Annotated in this window: 18 protein-coding genes; 11 read left to right on the forward strand and 7 right to left on the reverse strand. The window is 65.5% G+C overall.

Annotated elements, in window-relative coordinates; genetic code table 11:
• The first annotated feature begins 54 nt into the window (after positions 1 to 54).
• The gene (locus tag GTP44_RS18440) at positions 55 to 1,002 is read left to right on the forward strand and encodes a hypothetical protein (protein WP_161020576.1); all 948 of its coding nucleotides are present in this window, start codon (positions 55 to 57) and stop codon (positions 1,000 to 1,002) included.
• 30 nt (positions 1,003 to 1,032) lie between these two features.
• On the opposite strand, the gene GTP44_RS18445 is transcribed toward GTP44_RS18440, so the two are convergent.
• The 7 genes from GTP44_RS18445 to GTP44_RS18475 are packed head-to-tail and all read right to left on the reverse strand — an operon-like array spanning position 1,033 to position 7,430.
• Complete coding sequence (locus GTP44_RS18445; protein ID WP_202412772.1) at positions 1,033 to 3,099, reverse strand: flagellar biosynthesis protein FlhA; 2,067 nt, start codon at positions 3,097 to 3,099, stop codon at positions 1,033 to 1,035.
• 17 nt (positions 3,100 to 3,116) lie between these two features.
• Positions 3,117 to 4,259 (reverse strand): EscU/YscU/HrcU family type III secretion system export apparatus switch protein, encoded by a 1,143-nt coding sequence (locus GTP44_RS18450; protein ID WP_160990141.1) that lies wholly within the window; start codon positions 4,257 to 4,259, stop codon positions 3,117 to 3,119.
• The gene (gene fliR / locus GTP44_RS18455) at positions 4,252 to 5,043 is read right to left on the reverse strand and encodes a flagellar biosynthetic protein FliR (RefSeq protein ID WP_160990140.1); all 792 of its coding nucleotides are present in this window, start codon (positions 5,041 to 5,043) and stop codon (positions 4,252 to 4,254) included. The genes GTP44_RS18450 and fliR overlap by 8 nt, the downstream gene beginning before the upstream one ends.
• A 6-nt stretch (positions 5,044 to 5,049) precedes the next feature.
• Positions 5,050 to 5,322 carry a flagellar biosynthesis protein FliQ gene (fliQ, locus tag GTP44_RS18460; protein ID WP_160990139.1) on the reverse strand — a complete coding sequence of 91 codons (273 nt, stop codon included), beginning with the start codon at positions 5,320 to 5,322 and terminating at the stop codon, positions 5,050 to 5,052.
• Between the two features lie 13 nt (positions 5,323 to 5,335).
• Positions 5,336 to 6,109 (reverse strand): flagellar type III secretion system pore protein FliP, encoded by a 774-nt coding sequence (fliP, locus tag GTP44_RS18465; RefSeq protein WP_161020577.1) that lies wholly within the window; start codon positions 6,107 to 6,109, stop codon positions 5,336 to 5,338.
• Entirely contained in the window at positions 6,106 to 6,477 is a 372-nt protein-coding gene (locus tag GTP44_RS18470; protein ID WP_175472492.1) for a FliM/FliN family flagellar motor switch protein, read from the reverse strand. The genes fliP and GTP44_RS18470 overlap by 4 nt, the downstream gene beginning before the upstream one ends.
• Before the next feature lie 2 nt (positions 6,478 to 6,479).
• Positions 6,480 to 7,430, reverse strand: a complete 951-nt coding sequence (locus GTP44_RS18475) for a FliM/FliN family flagellar motor switch protein (RefSeq protein ID WP_161020578.1) — start codon at positions 7,428 to 7,430, stop codon at positions 6,480 to 6,482.
• A 596-nt stretch (positions 7,431 to 8,026) separates the two neighbouring features.
• Here GTP44_RS18475 and fliE point away from each other — a divergent pair.
• The 10 genes from fliE to GTP44_RS18525 all read left to right on the forward strand — a co-directional run bounded on the left by fliE (position 8,027) and on the right by GTP44_RS18525 (position 17,452).
• Positions 8,027 to 8,377, forward strand: coding sequence for a flagellar hook-basal body complex protein FliE (fliE, locus tag GTP44_RS18480; RefSeq protein ID WP_161020579.1), 351 nt, complete (start codon positions 8,027 to 8,029; stop codon positions 8,375 to 8,377).
• A gap of 21 nt (positions 8,378 to 8,398) precedes the next feature.
• Positions 8,399 to 10,171, forward strand: a complete 1,773-nt coding sequence (gene fliF, locus GTP44_RS18485; RefSeq protein WP_161020580.1) for a flagellar basal-body MS-ring/collar protein FliF — start codon at positions 8,399 to 8,401, stop codon at positions 10,169 to 10,171.
• Complete coding sequence (locus GTP44_RS18490) at positions 10,155 to 11,195, forward strand: flagellar motor switch protein FliG (protein WP_160990134.1); 1,041 nt, start codon at positions 10,155 to 10,157, stop codon at positions 11,193 to 11,195. Before fliF ends, GTP44_RS18490 begins: the two co-directional genes overlap by 17 nt.
• On the forward strand, positions 11,192 to 11,908 hold the full coding sequence (fliH, locus tag GTP44_RS18495; protein ID WP_160990133.1) for a flagellar assembly protein FliH: 717 nt from the start codon (positions 11,192 to 11,194) through the stop codon (positions 11,906 to 11,908). Before GTP44_RS18490 ends, fliH begins: the two co-directional genes overlap by 4 nt.
• On the forward strand, positions 11,905 to 13,218 hold the full coding sequence (fliI, locus tag GTP44_RS18500; protein WP_160990132.1) for a flagellar protein export ATPase FliI: 1,314 nt from the start codon (positions 11,905 to 11,907) through the stop codon (positions 13,216 to 13,218). Before fliH ends, fliI begins: the two co-directional genes overlap by 4 nt.
• Entirely contained in the window at positions 13,215 to 13,646 is a 432-nt protein-coding gene (fliJ, locus tag GTP44_RS18505; RefSeq protein WP_160990131.1) for a flagellar export protein FliJ, read from the forward strand. The genes fliI and fliJ overlap by 4 nt, the downstream gene beginning before the upstream one ends.
• Before the next feature lie 99 nt (positions 13,647 to 13,745).
• Positions 13,746 to 15,158, forward strand: coding sequence for a flagellar filament capping protein FliD (gene fliD / locus GTP44_RS18510; protein WP_161020581.1), 1,413 nt, complete (start codon positions 13,746 to 13,748; stop codon positions 15,156 to 15,158).
• Between the two features lie 35 nt (positions 15,159 to 15,193).
• On the forward strand, positions 15,194 to 15,586 hold the full coding sequence (gene fliS / locus GTP44_RS18515; protein ID WP_160990129.1) for a flagellar export chaperone FliS: 393 nt from the start codon (positions 15,194 to 15,196) through the stop codon (positions 15,584 to 15,586).
• Positions 15,579 to 15,896: a hypothetical protein gene (locus GTP44_RS18520; protein ID WP_161020582.1), complete on the forward strand. Its 318-nt coding sequence runs from the start codon at positions 15,579 to 15,581 to the stop codon at positions 15,894 to 15,896. The genes fliS and GTP44_RS18520 overlap by 8 nt, the downstream gene beginning before the upstream one ends.
• Positions 15,893 to 17,452, forward strand: a complete 1,560-nt coding sequence (locus GTP44_RS18525) for a flagellar hook-length control protein FliK (protein ID WP_161020583.1) — start codon at positions 15,893 to 15,895, stop codon at positions 17,450 to 17,452. The genes GTP44_RS18520 and GTP44_RS18525 overlap by 4 nt, the downstream gene beginning before the upstream one ends.

Here is a 17,452-nt window from a genome sequence, read left to right on the forward strand (position 1 = left end):
GGAAGACTTCGGTTGGCTTTTTTTATACCCGTAAAATGACAGAAAGCGAGCTTGATGGCAGTAGATCGTATCGGAGCGGCGGCGCGTCCGCTGAGCGTTCCTGACCGGCCGCTGGCACAGCCAGGCCAGGTCACGCGCGTGCCGGGCAGCGAAGGCCCGCTCGATATCGATTTCCCCATCGGTCCGCTCGCCCCCGGCGGTCCCAACGGCACCAACGGCCCGAACTCGGTCGGCGCCATCCTCGACGCGCCCGAAGGCCGGCAACTGCCGCCCGGCGCCGCCGAAGCGCTGGCCAGCGCGCTGGCCGAGGTGGCCGACGGTGGCGACGCGGCCGCCATGCGCCCCAACCAGGTCTTCCTGTCGCGTCAGCTGGTCTGGCAGCCGCCCGACACCAGTCTGATGGCCGCCTCGTGGCAAGTGATGGTGCGCACCTACGCCGAGCAACGCGCCGCGTGGCTGGAGCAAGCCACCGGCCAGCACCTGCCGGCCAGCCTGTTCATGGCCGACCAGTCGCCGCGCGACGCCCGTCCCGGCATGCCGCTGGTGACCGAAATGGAACCCTGGCGTTTCGCCGTGTTTGCCTGGGGCGCCGAGCGCCTGGTGTTGAAAGTGGTGGTCAAGGACGACGAAGAATACGACCGCAACCGCCGGCGCCGTTCGCGCGTGGCCTTGCGGCTGGAATTGATGCTGCCCGGCATAGGCCGGGTGGTGATACAACTGGAGCCTGCCAGCGGCAACAGCGTGGTGATGGAAATCGGCGCCGCCCAGACCTCGGCCATGCAGCACATGCGCGACATCCTGCCGCAGCTGGCGGCGGTGGTGGGTCGCGCCGGTCTGACCATCCTGCGCTGCCGCTTGCGGCGCGAACTGCCGGCGCCGGCCGGCGAGCACGCACAGCCGAGCCGGCTGCACACGGCGGCCTTGACGCTATCGCTGTTCAAAGCGATGGCCGAAGTGGCGACCCTGCTGTCGCAACCCATGCTGGCCGACGAGCCGCAATAAAAAACCCGGTGTCAGGTCTGACACCGGGTTTTAGCCGACCGTGCCGATGATGCTGACTTCGCGGTTCTCCGGGATTTCGTTGTAAGAGAGAACGTGCAGACCCGGCGCGAACAGGCGGGCGTAGCGCGCCAGCAGCGGCCGGATCTGCGGCAGCACCAGCAGCAGCGGCGGCGTCGCCTGCTGTTTCATCTGCTCGCGCGCCACCGGCATGTTGACCTGTAACTGCGCCAGCAGATGCGGGTCGATCGGGTAGTTGTCCAGCACCACCTTGCCGCTCTGGCGCGCCTGATTCAACGATCCCAGCAGCATGTTTTCCAGGTCGCCGCCCAGGTTGAAGGCTTGCATCTCGGTCTTCTGGCCGAACAGCGCGGTGACGATCTGGCGCCGCAGCGCGCAGCGCACTTCGGCCGCCAGCAGGATCGGGTCCTTGGTGGTCTCCGAGCTGTCCACCAGCGTGGTGGCGATCGGCACGATGTCTTTCAGCGAGACGTTTTCCGCCAGCAGCACGCGGAACACCCGCAGCAGCTGCGTATGGGTCAGCGCCTTGTCCAGCGCCGCCGCCAGCTTGGGCGCCTGCGCCGTCAGCCGGTCCAGCAGCGCCGGCACGTCTTCGTGACGGAACAGCTCCGGCAGGTATTCGCGGATCAGCTTGGACAGGTGGGTGGCGATCGCGCTCGGTGTTTCCACCACCTGGTAGCCCAGCCCCAGCGCGTTGGCCTTTTCGCTGGTTTCGATCCACGTCACCGGCATGCCGTAGGCCGGCTCGATGCCGGGGATGCCGTCGATCTGGCCGTACACATTGGGCGATGGAATCGCCATCAGGCGGTCGGCGAACACCTCGGCCTGCGACACCACGCTGCCCGACAGAATCACCGAGTACTGCGTCGGCTTCAGGCCGAGGTCGTCGCGCACGGTGATCGGCGGCAGCAACAGGCCCATGGCTTCGGAGATGCTCTGCCGCACGCCCTTGACGCGCTTGCTCAGCGGCTCGCCGTGCGCCTTGTCGATCAGCGTCACCAGCTTGTAGCCGACCGCCACCTGCAGCGGCTGCACCAGCGGCAGGCTGTGCCAGTCAAGCTCGGGCTGGCGGTCGTCGCGCAGCGCCGCTTCGATGGCGTCGATATTCGAGGTGTCGGGCACCAGCACCCGGCCGCGCAGCCTCCAGCCAACATACGCCAGCACCAGCGCGAACGGCACGAACATCTGCCATGGCATGCCCGGCACCATCGCCAGAATCATCATCATGCCGGCCGCGCTGAACATCACGCTCGGCGAGGTCAGCACCTGGCTGCCGACCTGCTGCTCGAAGTCGCCCGAGTCCGAAATCCGGGTGACCAGGATCGCCGCCGCCGCCGACAGCAGCAGCGCCGGGATCTGCGCCACCAGGCCGTCGCCGATGGTCAGCAGCGCGTACTGTTTAAAGGCGTCGGCGAACGACATGTCCTGCATCAGCGCGCCAATCGCCACACCGCCGACCATGTTGATGATCAGGATCAGGATCGAGGCCACGGCGTCGCCGCGCACGAACTTGGAGGCGCCGTCCATGGCGCCGTAGAAGTCGGCCTCGGTGGCGACGTCCATGCGCCGCTGCTGGGCCTTTTCTTGATTGATCAGGCCGGCGTTGAGGTCGGCGTCGATCGCCATCTGCTTGCCCGGCAGCGCGTCCAGCGTGAAGCGCGCCGACACCTCGGAAATCCGCTCGGCGCCCTTGGTCACCACCATGAAGTTGATGATCATCAGGATCACGAACACCACGATGCCGACCACGTAATTGCCGCCGACCACCACGTTGCCGAAGGCCTCGATCACATGACCGGCCGCCGCCGTGCCCTCATGGCCGTGCAGCAGCACCACCCGGGTCGACGCCACGTTCAGCGTCAGCCGCAGCATGGTGGTGGCCAGGATCACCGTCGGGAACACCGAGAAGTCCAGCGGCCGCTTGGCCGACACCGACACCAGGATGACGATCAGCGCCACCACGATGTTGAACGTGAACATCACGTCCAGCAATATCGGCGGCAGCGGCAGGATGATCATCGCCAGGATGATCAACAGGAATGCCGGCGTGGCGAATTTGTGGCGACCGGCTTCCGCCATCAGCGTTTTGAAAAAATTCACTGCTTAACCTCGCTCATGGATGTGGGCACAACGACTTCACTTTCTCTTGGACGCGGCGGCTCGGCGTTGCGCCGGCCGGCGCGGAAGGCCTGCAGCTGCAGCACGTAGTTCAGCACCTGCGACACCGCCTGGTACAGTTGCACCGGGATCTGCTGGTTGACCTGGGCGGTGTTGTAGATGGCGCGCGCCAGCGGCGGCAGCTCCATCACCTCGATCTTGAATTCATAGGCCAGCGCCTTGATGTACAGCGCGATCTCGTCGACGCCCTTGGCCACCACATACGGCGCGGCGGCGCGCCCGGCGTCGTACTTCAGCGCCACCGCGTAGTGCTCCGGGTTGACGATCACCACGTCGGCGGTCGGCACGCTCTTGCGCGCGCTGCGCCGCGCCATGGCCCGCTGCAACTGGCGGATGCGGCCCTTGACCTCGGGCCGGCCCTCGGTCGACTTGTGCTCTTCCTTCTGGTCCTGCTTGGACATGCGCTGGTTGCGGGCGAAGAACCAGGCCTGCGCCGGCACGTCGATCAGCGCGAAGATGACAAACACCGCCACCAGCGACATCAGGCCATCCAGCATCAGGTGCGAGCCCGACAGCAGCGCCTGGCCCAACGGCAGCATCTGCAGCTGCGTGTAGTCCGGCACCATCGAGCGCGCCACGTGGATCAGTACGGCGATCAGCACGCCGGCCTTGCCGATCGAGATCAGCAGCTCGAAGGCGTGCTTGCCGCTGAACAGGCGGCCGATGTTGGCAACCGGGCTCATGCGAGACAGCTTGGGCGCCATGTTCTTCGTCGAGATCACCCAGCCGCCCGGCACCATCGCGCCCAGCACGATGAACAGCGGCACCACGAACAGCGGCAGCAACATCTTGATCAGCAGCACCATCGAGGTGCTGAACACGATCGACAGGGCGTTGTCGATGGCGCCGTCGCCGTCCAGCGGCGCGAAGCTCTGGTGGAACACCTCGTTGAACTCGCCCAGATAGGTCGGCAGCATGTAGACGAACAGCTTCAGGCTGACCAGGATGCCGATCGCGGTCGACAGGTCGCGCGAGCGCACCACCTGCCCTTCCTGGCGGGATTTCTTCAGCTTCTGCTGTGAAGCCTTTTCTGTTTTATCGCCAGTGCTGTCGTCAGCCATGCGCCACCTGCATTTGCTGACGGATCAGCTCCAACACCATGTTCGTCATGCGCACATAGTGTTCGGGAATGAAGCGCACCACCTGGGCCAGCATCAGCAGGCCGAAGATGGTGATCACCGAAAAGCCCAGCGCGAACAGGTTCAGGCTGGGCGCCACGCGGTTGAGGAAGCCGAAGCCGATCTGCACCACCATGGTGGCGAACACCACCGGCAGCGCCAGCAGCATGGCGGCCGAGAAGATCCAGGCGACGTTGTAGGCCACCGCCTCCAGCAGCGGGTTGCCGAAGCCGTGACCCAGCGGCCAGGCCTTGAAGCTCTGGCCGAGGACGTTGGCGATCACCAGGTGGCCGTCGATGGCGAAGAAGACGATGATGGACAGCGTCGACAGCAGCGCCGAGGTGACGTCCGACGACTGTCCGTTCATCGGGTCGTTCATCACCGCCATCGACAGCCCCATCTGCGACGACACCATGAAGCCCAGCACGCCGATCACCGACATGGCGAAGTGGAACGCCAGCCCCAGCACAAAGCCGATCAGCGCCTGCTCGATGGTCGCCACCACGCCGTGCAGCGAGAACGGATTGATCGCCGCCGGGCCCCAGTCGACGCCACTGGTCAGCGGCAGCATCAGCACCGCCAGCACCAGCGCGATCAGGATGCGCACGGTGGTCGGCGTCACCGCCTCGCCCAGCACCGGCGCGCCGATGAACATCGCCAGGATGCGGCAGAACGGCCACCAGATGGCGGTCAGCAGCGGCAGCAACTGGGACAGGATCGGTTCCATCGGGGCTTAGCCGACCAGGGTGGCGGCGCGGGTAAAGATGGACACGCAGAAGTCCATCAGATAGGTCGACATCCAGCGCCCGGCCAGGATGATGGCCAGCAGCGTCACCAGCAGCCTGGGCAGGAAGCTCAGCGTTTGCTCGTTGATCTGCGTGGCGGCCTGGAACAGCGCCACCAGCAGGCCGACGATCAGGCCGGGCACGACCAGCACCACCACCAGCAGCATGACGATGTGCAGCGACTCGACCACCAGATCGACGGCAATTTCGGGGGTCAGCATCGGCGTCGCTCCCTCAGTAGGCCTGGATGCTCGTGACGAGCGTGTTGACGGTCAGCGTCCAGCCATCGACCAGCACGAACAGCAACAGCTTGAACGGCAAGGAAATCACCAGCGGCGACAGCATCATCATCCCCATCGCCATCAGCACCGACGACACCACCAGGTCGATCACCAGGAACGGGATGAACAGCATGCAGCCGATCTGGAACGCGGTCTTCAGCTCCGACAGCACGAACGCGGCCAGCTTGACGGTGAACGCGTGCTGGGTCGGGTCGGTGATCTTGTCCTCGCCGGCCAGGTGGGCGATCTGTTGCAGCGCCGCCTTGCTGGTCTGCGCCAGCATGAAGCGCGCCACCGGCTGCTCGGCGATCCGCAGCGCGGTTTCCAGGCCGATCTTGTCCTGGTCGTAGGGCACGAAGGCCTCGGTCCAGATCTGGTCGCCGATCGGCCGCATCACCAGCAGCGTCAGGATCAGCGCCACGCCGGTGATCACCCGGTTGGGCAAGCCCTGCTGCAAGCCCAGGGCCTGGCGCAGCAGCGACAGCACGATGACGAAGCGGGTAAAGCTGGTCATCATCATGACCATCACCGGGAGCAAGCCCAGCAAGGTCATGATGATCAGGATTTGCATCTTGACCGTCAGTTCGGTCTTCGCTCCCGGCACCACATTGGCCAGCAGGTCGACCGCCTGGGCCGGCGCGCAGGCGGCGCCGAGGCCCAGCAAGGCCATCACCGGCGCGGCCGCCAGCAGGCGACGCCGCCAGTGCGCGTTCATGCCCACGGTCATGGGGTCATCATGTCCAGATTCAGGCCATCCAGGTCGATCACTTTGAGGCCATAGTTTTCGCCCGCCACCACCACCTCGGCGCGGCCGATGGCGGTGCCGTTGACCTTGATCACCAGCGGCTCGCCGGCCAGCACGTCGAGCTCCACCACGCTGTCGGCGCCGATGTTCATCAGCTCTTCCAGCGAAATGCGGGCCGAGCCGACCTCCAGCGTCAGCGTCACCGGAATCTTGCGCATCATGGCCGGCAGGTCGCGGCGCGGCGCGGCGGCCGGCAGATCGGTCAGCTCGGCGCCAGGCTGGTCGATGATCATCTCTTCCGACAGGTCTTCCAGCAGGGCGTCGCTTGGGTTGGCTACGTTCATGTTCATCATTATTCTGCGTCTTCAAAAGAGGTTAAACAGAGTTTGCCTTTATGCTCGGTGACCGCGGCGGTGAACAGCCGCGATTCTTCGAGCAACACGTCCGCTCTGGACAGGCTGATCGGGATCACGTCGCCCACCTGCAAATCGTACAAGCTGCCCAGCGACACTTCCTTGCTAGCCAGGCGGCCCACCAGACCCACCTGCAGGCGCTGCGCCAGCGGCGCCGCACTCTTGATTTTTTTCCCGGTGTCGCGGTCGCGCAGCAAGCCGCGCAGCACGCTGGCCATCAGCGGCTTATCGAGCGCGAACCAGTAGCGGCCGCTGGCGCCGCTGGCCACGTCGGCCACGGTGACGGTGATCACCCACGTGCCCTTGGGCGGCTGCGAGCCGGGCGCGGGCTTGAATTCGGTGTCGGCGGCGGCGCCCTCGCCGTCGGCGGCCGGCTTGTCGCTGGCGGGCAGGTTGAGCTCGATGCGGCCGGCCAGCGTGCCGCATAACTGTTGCCCCAACACCACAGCCAGACGCTCCTCGGTGGCGGTCACGCGCACCGTGCTCTCGTCGACCAGCGCGGCGGCCTCGGGTTTGACCTCGGCTTTGACCTCGGGATGGTCACCGGCCGCGGCGTCCGCCTTCGGCGCGCTTTTGGGCTCGCTCTTGCCGCCGCTGCCGTAGCGGTAGTTGAGCACGCTGAGCAACACCTTGCGCTCCATCGAGAAGGCGATCTGGCCGGCCGGCGCGGCAAAGCTGAGCCAGCGGCCACGGGTCTCGCTGCCGTCCAGGCGGCTGAAGGCGACGTCGTCGACCCGGAAGCCGCCCCAGTAGCGGCGGTTCATGTTCAGGCGCATGGACTGCGCCAGATCGTCGCGCAACTGGGCCGCAAAGATATGCAGCAGGTGTACCGGACGGCCCAGCAGGCACGGGTCCAGCACTTGATGTTGCGTCTGTTTTGTCGTTGTCATGTATCGGCCATGGCGGTTAATTCTTCCTACGTCTGCATCATCGCACTATCCAGCCAAAAACTGCTTACTTCCCGCGCAATTTTTTCACAACGTAGGACGATCTCGGTAGCAGCATACCTGAAAATTCACATTATTGCTAACCAACAATATTCTGGTGAAAAATTTCCTTCCGGACAAATTTCGCTTTACAAGAATATTGCCATTCGGTAAGCTTAGTTCAGATTGTAGGGTTCTTACGCTGCTCCGCAACATACCTCAACAAGCGACGCTTAGTAAATGATTTATAACGAGATTTGCTCCAGGATAACTGTTTCAAGCGCCGTTCCGCAGCGCGCCGCGGAGAATTGACATTCAACAATTCACCAACCATGCGACACCGGCCGTGCCGGGCCGCTGCGGAGCGGGCGCGTCCGATTTAGTCCGACATCCATACGCTAGCTTTTTGACAAGAGTGTGACATGCACAATGGATGTGTCGCAGGTTAGCGATAGAACGTCACATATTCTGCCATTGGACTTGCTGCTTTTCGGCAATCTCGCTATGGTAGGCATCTGGATTCAAAGCGGCCACAACGCCGCAATAACGGGGGTAGCAAGATGAGTAACGGATTCTCCAGCCTGATACAGGCCGACCTGGCGTCGTTGACCAACGCGGCGCAAAACCTGGCCGCTCAACACACGCAGATCGCCGCCGCCAACCAGTTCGGCCCGCAGGCGGCGCAACCGGCCGCCTCGTTTGCGCAGTCGATGCAAAACGCCATCGACGGCGTCAACCGCCAGGACGCGGCGGCCGGCCAGCAAATGGCCGATGTCGACGCCGGCAACAGCGACGACCTGGTCGGCGCCATGCTGGCCAGCCAGGAGGCCGGCCTGTCCTTCTCGATGTTGATGCAAGTGCGCAACAAAGTCATGGGCGGCCTCGACGAACTGATCAAATTACCGCTGTAAGCCTGCGCGAAAGCATTCACCGTGATTAACACCTTCAAGTCCGCCTTCGACCGCTGGCGCGCCAACCCGTCGGCGCCGGCGCTGCCGCCCGCCCTGCTCAAAACGCTGTACCCGCTGCTGATCCTGGCGATCGGCCTGACGGCGCTGGTGCTGATGTATATGTGGAGCAACCAGTCCAGCTACAAGCCGGTGTTCGGCGCGCGCGAGAAAGTCTCGGCGCCCGACATGATGGCCGTGCTCGACGGCGAACACGTGCCCTACCGCGTCCACCCGGACAGCGGCCAGGTGCTGGTGCCGGACTCGATGCTGGGCAAGGTGCGCATGCTGCTGGCCGCAAAGGGCGTGACCGCGCAGTTGCCGGCCGGCCTGGAACTGATGGACAAGAACGACCCGCTGGGCGTGTCGCAGTTCGTGCAGGATGTGCGCTTCCGCCGCGGCCTCGAAGGCGAGCTGGCGCAATCGATCATGACCCTGGACGCGATTTCACACGCGCGCGTGCACCTGTCGATCGCCAAGTCGACCTCGTTCGTGTCGGCGGACGGCGACAAGTCGTCGGCCTCGGTGGTGGTGCAGCTCAAGCCGGGCGCCACGCTGCCGCCGGAAGCGATCGCCGCCGTCATCAACATGGTGGCCGGCAGCGTCGCCAGCCTGACGCCGGCGCGCGTCAGCCTGGTGGATCAGGCCGGCAACCTGCTGTCGGCCCATATCGACCTGGCCGACGGCTTTGACGCCGGCACCAGCGGCAACGACGCCGCCAAACGTTACCAGGAACAGGTCAAGGCCAACATCAAGGGCCTGCTCGGTCCGGTCATCGGCGACGACAACTACCACATGTCGGTGGCGGCCGATGTCGACAACGACCGGGTCGAAGAAACCGTGGAGAAATACGGCGCCGACCCGAAAGTCACCAGCGAGGCAATGCGCGAGGAACAGGACCGCAACCGCATGGTGATGGGCGTGCCGGGCACGCTGTCGAACCGGCCGCCGCCAGCCAACGCCAACCCGGCCGCCGCCGCCCAGCAGACCGCCGGCGGCGCCAGCGATCCGAACGCCCAGCAGCCGGACGGCAGCGCCCGCAAGAACGCCACCACCCGTCAGTACGCCTATGACCGCAGCATCATCCAGACCAAGCGCAGCCGCGGCCGCCTGGAGAAACTGAGCGTGGCGGTGGTGCTGGCGCAAGCGGCGGCGCCGACGCCGAAAACCGGCTGGAGCGCCGCCGACATCGCCAACATCGACAAGATCCTGCGCAACGGCCTGGGCATCAGTGCCGCGCGCGGCGACCAACTGGTGGTGTCGGCCATGAACTTCCCGGCCAAGGCCGCGCCGGTGGCGTGGTGGGAAGAGCGCGACAACATCGTCGACATCAGCAAATACGCGATCTACGCCGTCGCCGCCCTGCTCGGCTATCTGCTGATCCTGCGTCCGCTGATGCGCCTGGTCACGATGCGCTTCACGCCGGACCCGAAAGAAGCCGCCCGCATCACCGCCGAGCGCCGCAGCGCCGAACAGGCGGCCGTGGCCGCCGCCAGGGAAGCCAAGGAAGCGGCCGCCAAGGAACAGGCGGTGCTGGCCGACGGCGCCTCCCCGGCCGTGGCCGGCGCGCTGGGCAACAGCGCCGCCGGTCAGGCGGGCATGCCGGTGGTGCCGCTGCTGGAAAACTACGATCTGCCGCCACCGGGCTCGGCGGTCGACGTCATGGTCGACCACCTGAAAGTGCTGGCCGCGAAAGAACCGGAACGCGTAGCCGAAGTCGTCAAACAATGGATGCAGAAAAATGGCCGAACTCAATAACATGGATGATGATGGCGGCGAATACGCCATGCCCACCAAGCTGACGCCGGTGGAACAGGCGGCGATTGTGCTGCTGAGCATCGGCGAGGAGCCGGCCGCCGCCGTGCTGCGCTGCCTGACGCGCGAGGAATTGCTGGAAGTGACGCAGGTGATGTCGCGCATGAGCGGCATCAAGGTCGAGTCGGTCAAGAACGCGATGCAGAAGTTCTTCGACGACTACCGCGAACAGTCCGGCGTGCATGGCGCCTCGCGCTCCTACCTGAAGCGCTCGCTGGACCTGGCGCTCGGCGGCGACCTCGCCAACACCGTGCTCAACAACATCTACGGCGACGAGCTGCGGCCGAAAATGGCGCGCCTGCAGTGGGCCTCGCCGAAGTGGCTGGCCGACTACATCTCCAACGAACACGTGCAGATGCAGGCGGTGTTCGTGGCCTTCCTGCCGGCCGCGCTGGCCGGCCAGATCATCGACGGCCTGCCGCAGGACACGCGCGACCTGGTGCTGCTGAACCTGGCGCGCATGGAGGAAGTCGACGCCGACCTGCTGCAGGAGCTCGACGAGCTGGTGGACCGCTGCCTGAGCTCCTTCGATTCGCAGGGCACCAGCGTCGAGGGCATCCGCCAGACCGCCGAGATCCTCAACCGCCTGCCGAGCAACCGCGCGCAGATGGTGGAACTGCTGCGCGCGCACGACCCGGAGGTGGTGTCCAAGATCGAGCTGTCGATGTACGACTTCTTCATCCTCGGCAACCAGACCGAACAGGCCGTCACCCGCATCCTCGAAGACGTGCCGCTGGAACAGTGGGCGATCGCGCTCAAGGGCGCCGACATCTCGGTGCGCGACGCCATCCTCAAGACCATGCCGAAACGCCAGGCGCAAGCCTTCGAGGACATGATGCGCCGCGCCGGTCCGGTGCCGATGTCGCGGATCGAACAGACACGCCAGGAAATCATGGCCACCGTCAAGGCGCTGGCCGACGCCGGCGAAGTCGAGATCCAGCTGTTCGCCGAACAGGTGGTGGAATGAAGCAGTTCCGCTCTTACCGCTTTCCGCCGCTGGCGCAGTTCACCACCCAGCGCGCGGCCGCCGCCGCCGCGCAGGGCCATGCTCACGGCCATGGCGGCGATGGTGGCGCGCAGTGGGCGGCCTCGGTCAGCGAGGGCTTTGAACAGGGCCAGCGCGACGGTTACGAAATCGGCCTCGCGCGCGGCCAGGAAGACGGCTTTGAGGCCGGCCGCCTGTCCGGCCAGGAACAGGGCCGCGAAGAAGGCCGCCACGAAACCCTGGTGGCCTACGATCAGATGGCGCGCCCGGTCGACGCCATGCTGAAAAGCCTGAAGAAACTGCGCTCGGACTACCGCGCCGCGCAACGCAAGGAAGTGGTCGATCTGGTGGCGAAAGTGGCGCGTCAGGTGATCCGCGCCGAACTGGCGCTGCAACCGGTGCAACTGATGGCGCTGGTCGAGGAGACGCTGGCGTCGATGCCGCCGACCCGCGACGAAATCGATGTCTTCCTGAATCCGGAAGAACTCAAGCGCATCGCCGAGCTGGACCCGAAACGTTCCAAGCGCTGGAACCTGATCCCCGACGCCCGCCTGGAAGTCGGCGAATGCCGCATCAAAGCGGGTGACAATGAAGTCGATGCCGGCTGCCATCAACGGCTTGCCGCCGTCATGGAACAGGTCGATAATCAACTGCAGATCGCCGACAGCGGCGATGAACCGGAGGGCGAAGAGTGATCGCCGATGCCTTACGCAATCTCGAACTGGGTTCGGTACCCATGGCGACCCCGACGGGCCGCCTGGTGGGCGCGTCCGGTTTGTTGCTTGAGGCGGTTGGCTGCCCGCTACACACCGGTCAGCGTTGCCAGATTGAGACAGTCGGCGGCGACTGGCTGGACGCGCAAGTAGTCGGTTTCCGCGAAAAAGTCTCGTACCTGATGCCGTTCAAGAAAGCGGTCGGCCTGACCACCGGCGCGCGCGTGCTGCCGTCGCCGGAAAAAGTCAGCCTGCAGATCGGCTCCGGCTGGCTGGGGCGCATGGTCAACGGCCTCGGCGAGCCGATCGACGGCCTTGGCAAGCTCAGCGGCGATTTCCCGCTGGAGTCACAGCCGCCGCGCGTGCATCCGCTGCGCAAAAAACCCGTCACCGAACCGCTCGACGTCGGCGTGCGCGCCATCAATGCCATGCTGACGCTGGGCAAAGGCCAGCGGGTCGGCCTGATGGCCGGCTCCGGCGTCGGCAAATCCGTGCTGCTCGGCCTGATGACGCGCCAGACCGTGGCCGATGTCGTCGTGGTCGGCCTGATCGGCGAGCGGTCGCGCGAGGTGCGCGAGTTTGTCGACATGTCGCTGGGCAAAGAGGGGCTGCAAAAAGCCGTGCTGGTGATCGCGCCGGCCGACGAGAGCCCGCTGATGCGCGTCATGGCCACCGAGCTGTGCCACGCGATCGCGGCGCACTACCGCGACCAGGGCAAGAACGTGCTGCTGCTGGTCGACTCGCTGACCCGCTACGCCATGGCGCTGCGCGAAGTCGCGCTGGCGCTGGGCGAGCCGCCGGCCACCAAGGGCTATCCGCCGTCGGTGTTCTCCAACCTGCCGCAGCTGATCGAATCGGCCGGCAACGGCGAGAACCAGACCGGCAGCATGAGCGCCATCTACACCGTGCTGGCCGAGGGCGATGACCAGCAGGACCCGGTGGTGGACACCGCGCGCGCCATTCTCGACGGCCACATTGTGCTGACCCGCGAGCTAGCCGAGCGCGGCCACTATCCGGCGATCGATATCGCGGCCTCGATCAGCCGTTGCATGATGCAAGTGATCGACCACACCCACCAGATGGCGTCGCGCGCGCTCAAGGCCAGCATGGCCCGCCACGAGCGCGTGCGCGACCTGATCCCGCTCGGCGCCTATGTGCCCGGCGCCGACCCGGTCACCGACAAGGCGGTGCAGCTGCACCCGAGGGTGGAAGAGTTTTTGTGCCAGGGCACCAAGGAAGCGGCGCCCATTGCCGATTGCATTGCGCAACTTGAGAAGCTGATGACACCATGAGCCAACAGAAAATCCGCAACCTGACCACCCTGGTCGCCCTGCGCAACACGGAAGTCGAGCGCCTGCAGACCGAGATGGCGGAAAAGACCCATCTGCGCGAGCGCTACCAGAAAAATCTGGACCGCCTGACCAGCCTGTACACCAACAGCGGCGCCAGCGGCAACCTGCACCCGGCCTTGGCCGGCAACTGCGGCAACTACAAGCAGGCGGTGATGGCGATGGCCGACAGCCACCGGCTCGACCTCCATATGCACGAGGCCGATATGGCGGTTTCGCAACAGGCGCTCAACGCCGCCTGGGTCCGGCGCGAGGTGCTGGGCAAGGTGCTGGACAAGACGCAAAAGGCAGTCACCCAAGAGCTGAACGTCAAAGAGCGCAAGCAACATGACGATCTGGCAACGCAACTATGGTTGCGCGGCCAAAAATAAGCGCCGCTGCAGAAATTTGCGTTAAATATTTTTCATATGGAAACGATTAAGGTCGCCTTATAACAGGGTACACTTGATCATCCCCCCAGGAGCACGACCATGGCAGTTATCACCAGCCCGACTTACGATCCGAAAACCACCGCCGAGAACCTGGCCAACAGCTATGTGGCATCCAGGAAGGCCATATTGGATCAGCAGACCGCCGCCGCCACCGCCACCGCCACCGGGCTGAGCAAGCTGGGGTCGGCACTGAGCGCGTTCCAGTCGACACTGGCGAGCCTGGCCTCGGGCAGCAGTTCGGTCACCGCCACCAAGGCAGCGTTCAGCAACACGGCCATCGGCAATGCCAGCGCCAGCGCAGCGGCGCAGGCCGGCAGCTATGCGTTTTATGTGCAACAGTTGGCCACGTCCGGCCAGGTCTCATACAACGTCGCCGACAGCGCCGCCACCGGCGGCAGCATGAAGATTGTGCTGGCCAACGGCGCCGAATTCGACGTGGACCTGTCCAGCGCCGACACCAACAAGGACAATACGCTGAGCGCCAAGGAAATTGCAGCCGCCATCAATGCCTCCGCCACCAATAAATCGCAGATCACCGCGTCGACCATGACCATCGGCAACCAGACGCGCCTGGTGTTGACATCCAACGCCACCGGCGAGGGCAACATCGTCCAGTCGGTCCAGACCACCGGTGTGGACCCGGCGCTGGACAGCGCGATGGCGGATGCCAACCAGACGGTACTGGCGGTCGCCAACGACGCGATCGTCCGCATCGGCAGCAAGACCGGCACCGAAGTCAAGCAGGCATCGAACACCTTCAGCATCGTCGACGACGTCAAATTCACGATTACCCAGGCCCAGGGCGCCAACGACGCCCCGGTCACGCTGACCATCAGCCCGGACAACAGCGGCACCGCCGCCAATGTGCAAAAGTTCGTGGACGCTTACAACGCGCTGCTGGGCTCGATCAAGACGTTGACCGCCGCCGGCGACCACTCGCTCACCTCGGCCACCGGCACCAGCACCGCCACGCCAGACGCCGCGTTCTACAACGACGCCGGCGTGCTCAGCCTTCGCGACCGCCTGAACAGCATCCTGCGCGATGCCAGCGGCGGTCAGTCGCTGATCAGTTACGGCATCAGCGCCACCAAGGACGGCACGCTGACGCTGAACGCCGACCGCCTGAACAAAGCCATCGCCGCCAATCCGGACGGACTGGACAAGCTGTTCGGCCGCTCCGGCATCGGCGTCGACAGCGGTGTGCTGGGCGCGATGAACAAGCAGACCACACTGTGGACCAGCGGCGTTGGCGGCCTGATCACGCAGCGCCGCACACAAAACGACCGCCTGCAAAGCGACCTGTCCAACCGCCAGACAACCGTGCAGAACCAGTTCGACAATGCCTACAAACGCTATCTGGCGCAGTTCACCGCGCTCCAACAGCTGCAGTCGACCATGACCAACACCTCCAATATGTTCACCGCGATGTTCGCGTCGAACAGCAGCAGCTAAGCAACAACCAGCATTTTTTGACCGAACGGTGATTTATGATGAACCACGAAGCCTACAGCAGCTACCATTCCACCAATCTCGACGCCCAGGTCGCCCGTGCCTCGCCGATCGAGCTGGTGCTGGTGCTGACCGATGGCCTGCTTGAGGAACTGGCGCGCGCGCGCGGCCATATCGTCGGCAAGCGCTACGAGCTGAAGGCAAAAAGCTTGAACAAATGCACCGATATCATCAACGGTCTGTCGAGTTCGCTCGACTTCGACAACGGTGGCGAGGTGGTGGAAAACCTCGGCCGCCTGTATGAATACTGCGCCGGCCGCCTGTACACGGCCGGCGTCAGCCTGGACCCGGCCATCATCGACGAAGTGACCACGCTGCTGACCACGATCAAAAAGGGCTGGCTGGGCGTCCAGGCCAAGACCCATGGATAGACAACGCACCCTGCTGCAATTGACGCAGAAAATGAGCGCCGCCATCGTTTCCGAGGACTGGAAGACGCTGGCGGCGATTAACACCTTATTGGCGACCACGCTGCCGCAGATGGCGGCCCAGGGCGCGTGGAGCGCGCCCGAACTGGCCGCGCTGTCGGCGTTGCGCCAGATGCACGAACAAGCAGTCAAACGCTGCAACCAGGCCGCCGGGGAACTCGGCCGCCGGCTGCAAGAGATGCAATCCAACCGAGAGGGCTTCGTGGCCTACGCCCTCGAAAGTGAAACAGCAGAAAACGGAATCCAAGCATGAGCACGACACTCTCCAGCGCCACGGCCGCGGCCAAGACCGCGCAAGCCGACCTGATCGCACCGGTCGCCGCCAATCCCGCCAGTGCGCTCGCGGCTGGCGGCCGCGGCGCGGCCACGGTCGCCAACGCCAAACCGTCCAATAACAGCGCCGGCACGGCAGCTTCGACCGGCAATGACAAGGCCCAGGGCGGACAATCACCAGCCGCCGCTCAGCCAGCGGCCCGCGACAACAACACCGCGCCGTCGGCGCCAGTCGCGCAACAGGCCGCCAATACTGCCAATGTCGCGAATGTCGCCGCCGCCGCGCCGCTGTTCGCGCAACTGCTGAACGTGGCCGGCGTGACCACCGCCGTCAACGACGACAGCACCGACACCGACACTGGCGACGGCAAGCAGAGCGGCAGCGACGACGCCACCGTCGCCGACAGCGCCGCCACCGGCAACGTGTTGCCCGCGATGATCACTTCGATGCTGAATGTGGCGCCACCAGCGCAACCCGCGCAGACCGCCGCCGACGCCGAGACGGTGCGTGTCGACGCCGTCAGCGCCGCCGCCAACCTGAACGCCAGCGCCACCCGCCTCAACCTGGCCGCGGCCAGCGTGGCCGTGATGCCCCCGGCGACCGAGGCTGTCGCCGCGCCGGTGACGCCGGCGCCGGCGACGGTGGCCGCCAACAGCGCCGCGCTGGCCAACGCCGCCACGCGCGAACTGGACAATGAACAAGCACCGCCCTCGCCCGCCCCGGCGCGGGTGGACAGCGGCGCGGCCGCCGTGCTGACCAGCGCCGGCGTGCGCCTGCCGGTCAGCGAACAGCAGCCAAAGACCGCCGCCCCAGCCCAGCCGGCGATCGCCGCCAAGCAGACCGCTCAGTCCGACGCCAATCTGCCGTCCGCATCGCCGGCGCCGGTGCCGGCCAACTACGCCGCTGCGCCATCAAGCGCGCCGCGCACAACCGACAGCGCCACGCCAGCCCCAGCCCCGGCCCCGGCCGCCGTCAGCGTCGCTGCCGCGAGCACCACCGTGGCTACCGACGATGGCAACAACAAGCTGCCGGGCGCCACCGCCACCGTCAGCCACCTCAACGTGGTGCAAACCGCCACGCCGGCCGCCGGCCAGGCCAGCGCCACCGTCAAACTGGCCGGCACGCCGGAGCAGTGGCAACAGCCGCTGCGCGAGGCGCTGGGCGACCGCCTGCAAGTGCAACTGCAACGCAATAACGACCACGCGGTCATCCGCCTGGAACCGCCGAACATGGGCGCCATCGAGATCTCGATCCGCCACAGCGCCGGCACGCTGCAGGTCAACCTGTCGGCCAGCAACAGCGAAGTGGTGCGCCAGCTCAACACCATCAGCGACGGTGTGCGCCAGGACCTGTCGAGCCGCCAGTTCGCCGAGGTCTCCGTCAGCGTTTCGTCGGCGCGCACACAAGCCCAGGCCCAGGCTGATCAGGGCCAGGGTCGCAACGGCCAGCAACGCGGCCAGGACGACGCCCGCACACCGGGCCGCGCGCTGTCGGACGACGACAGCACCGCCACCTTTGCCATGACCGGGGAGTAA

Origin of the sequence: Duganella lactea, from assembly GCF_009857505.1 — a bacterium.
In the GTDB taxonomy this organism is placed as follows: Bacteria; Pseudomonadota; Gammaproteobacteria; order Burkholderiales; family Burkholderiaceae_D; genus Rugamonas; species Rugamonas lactea.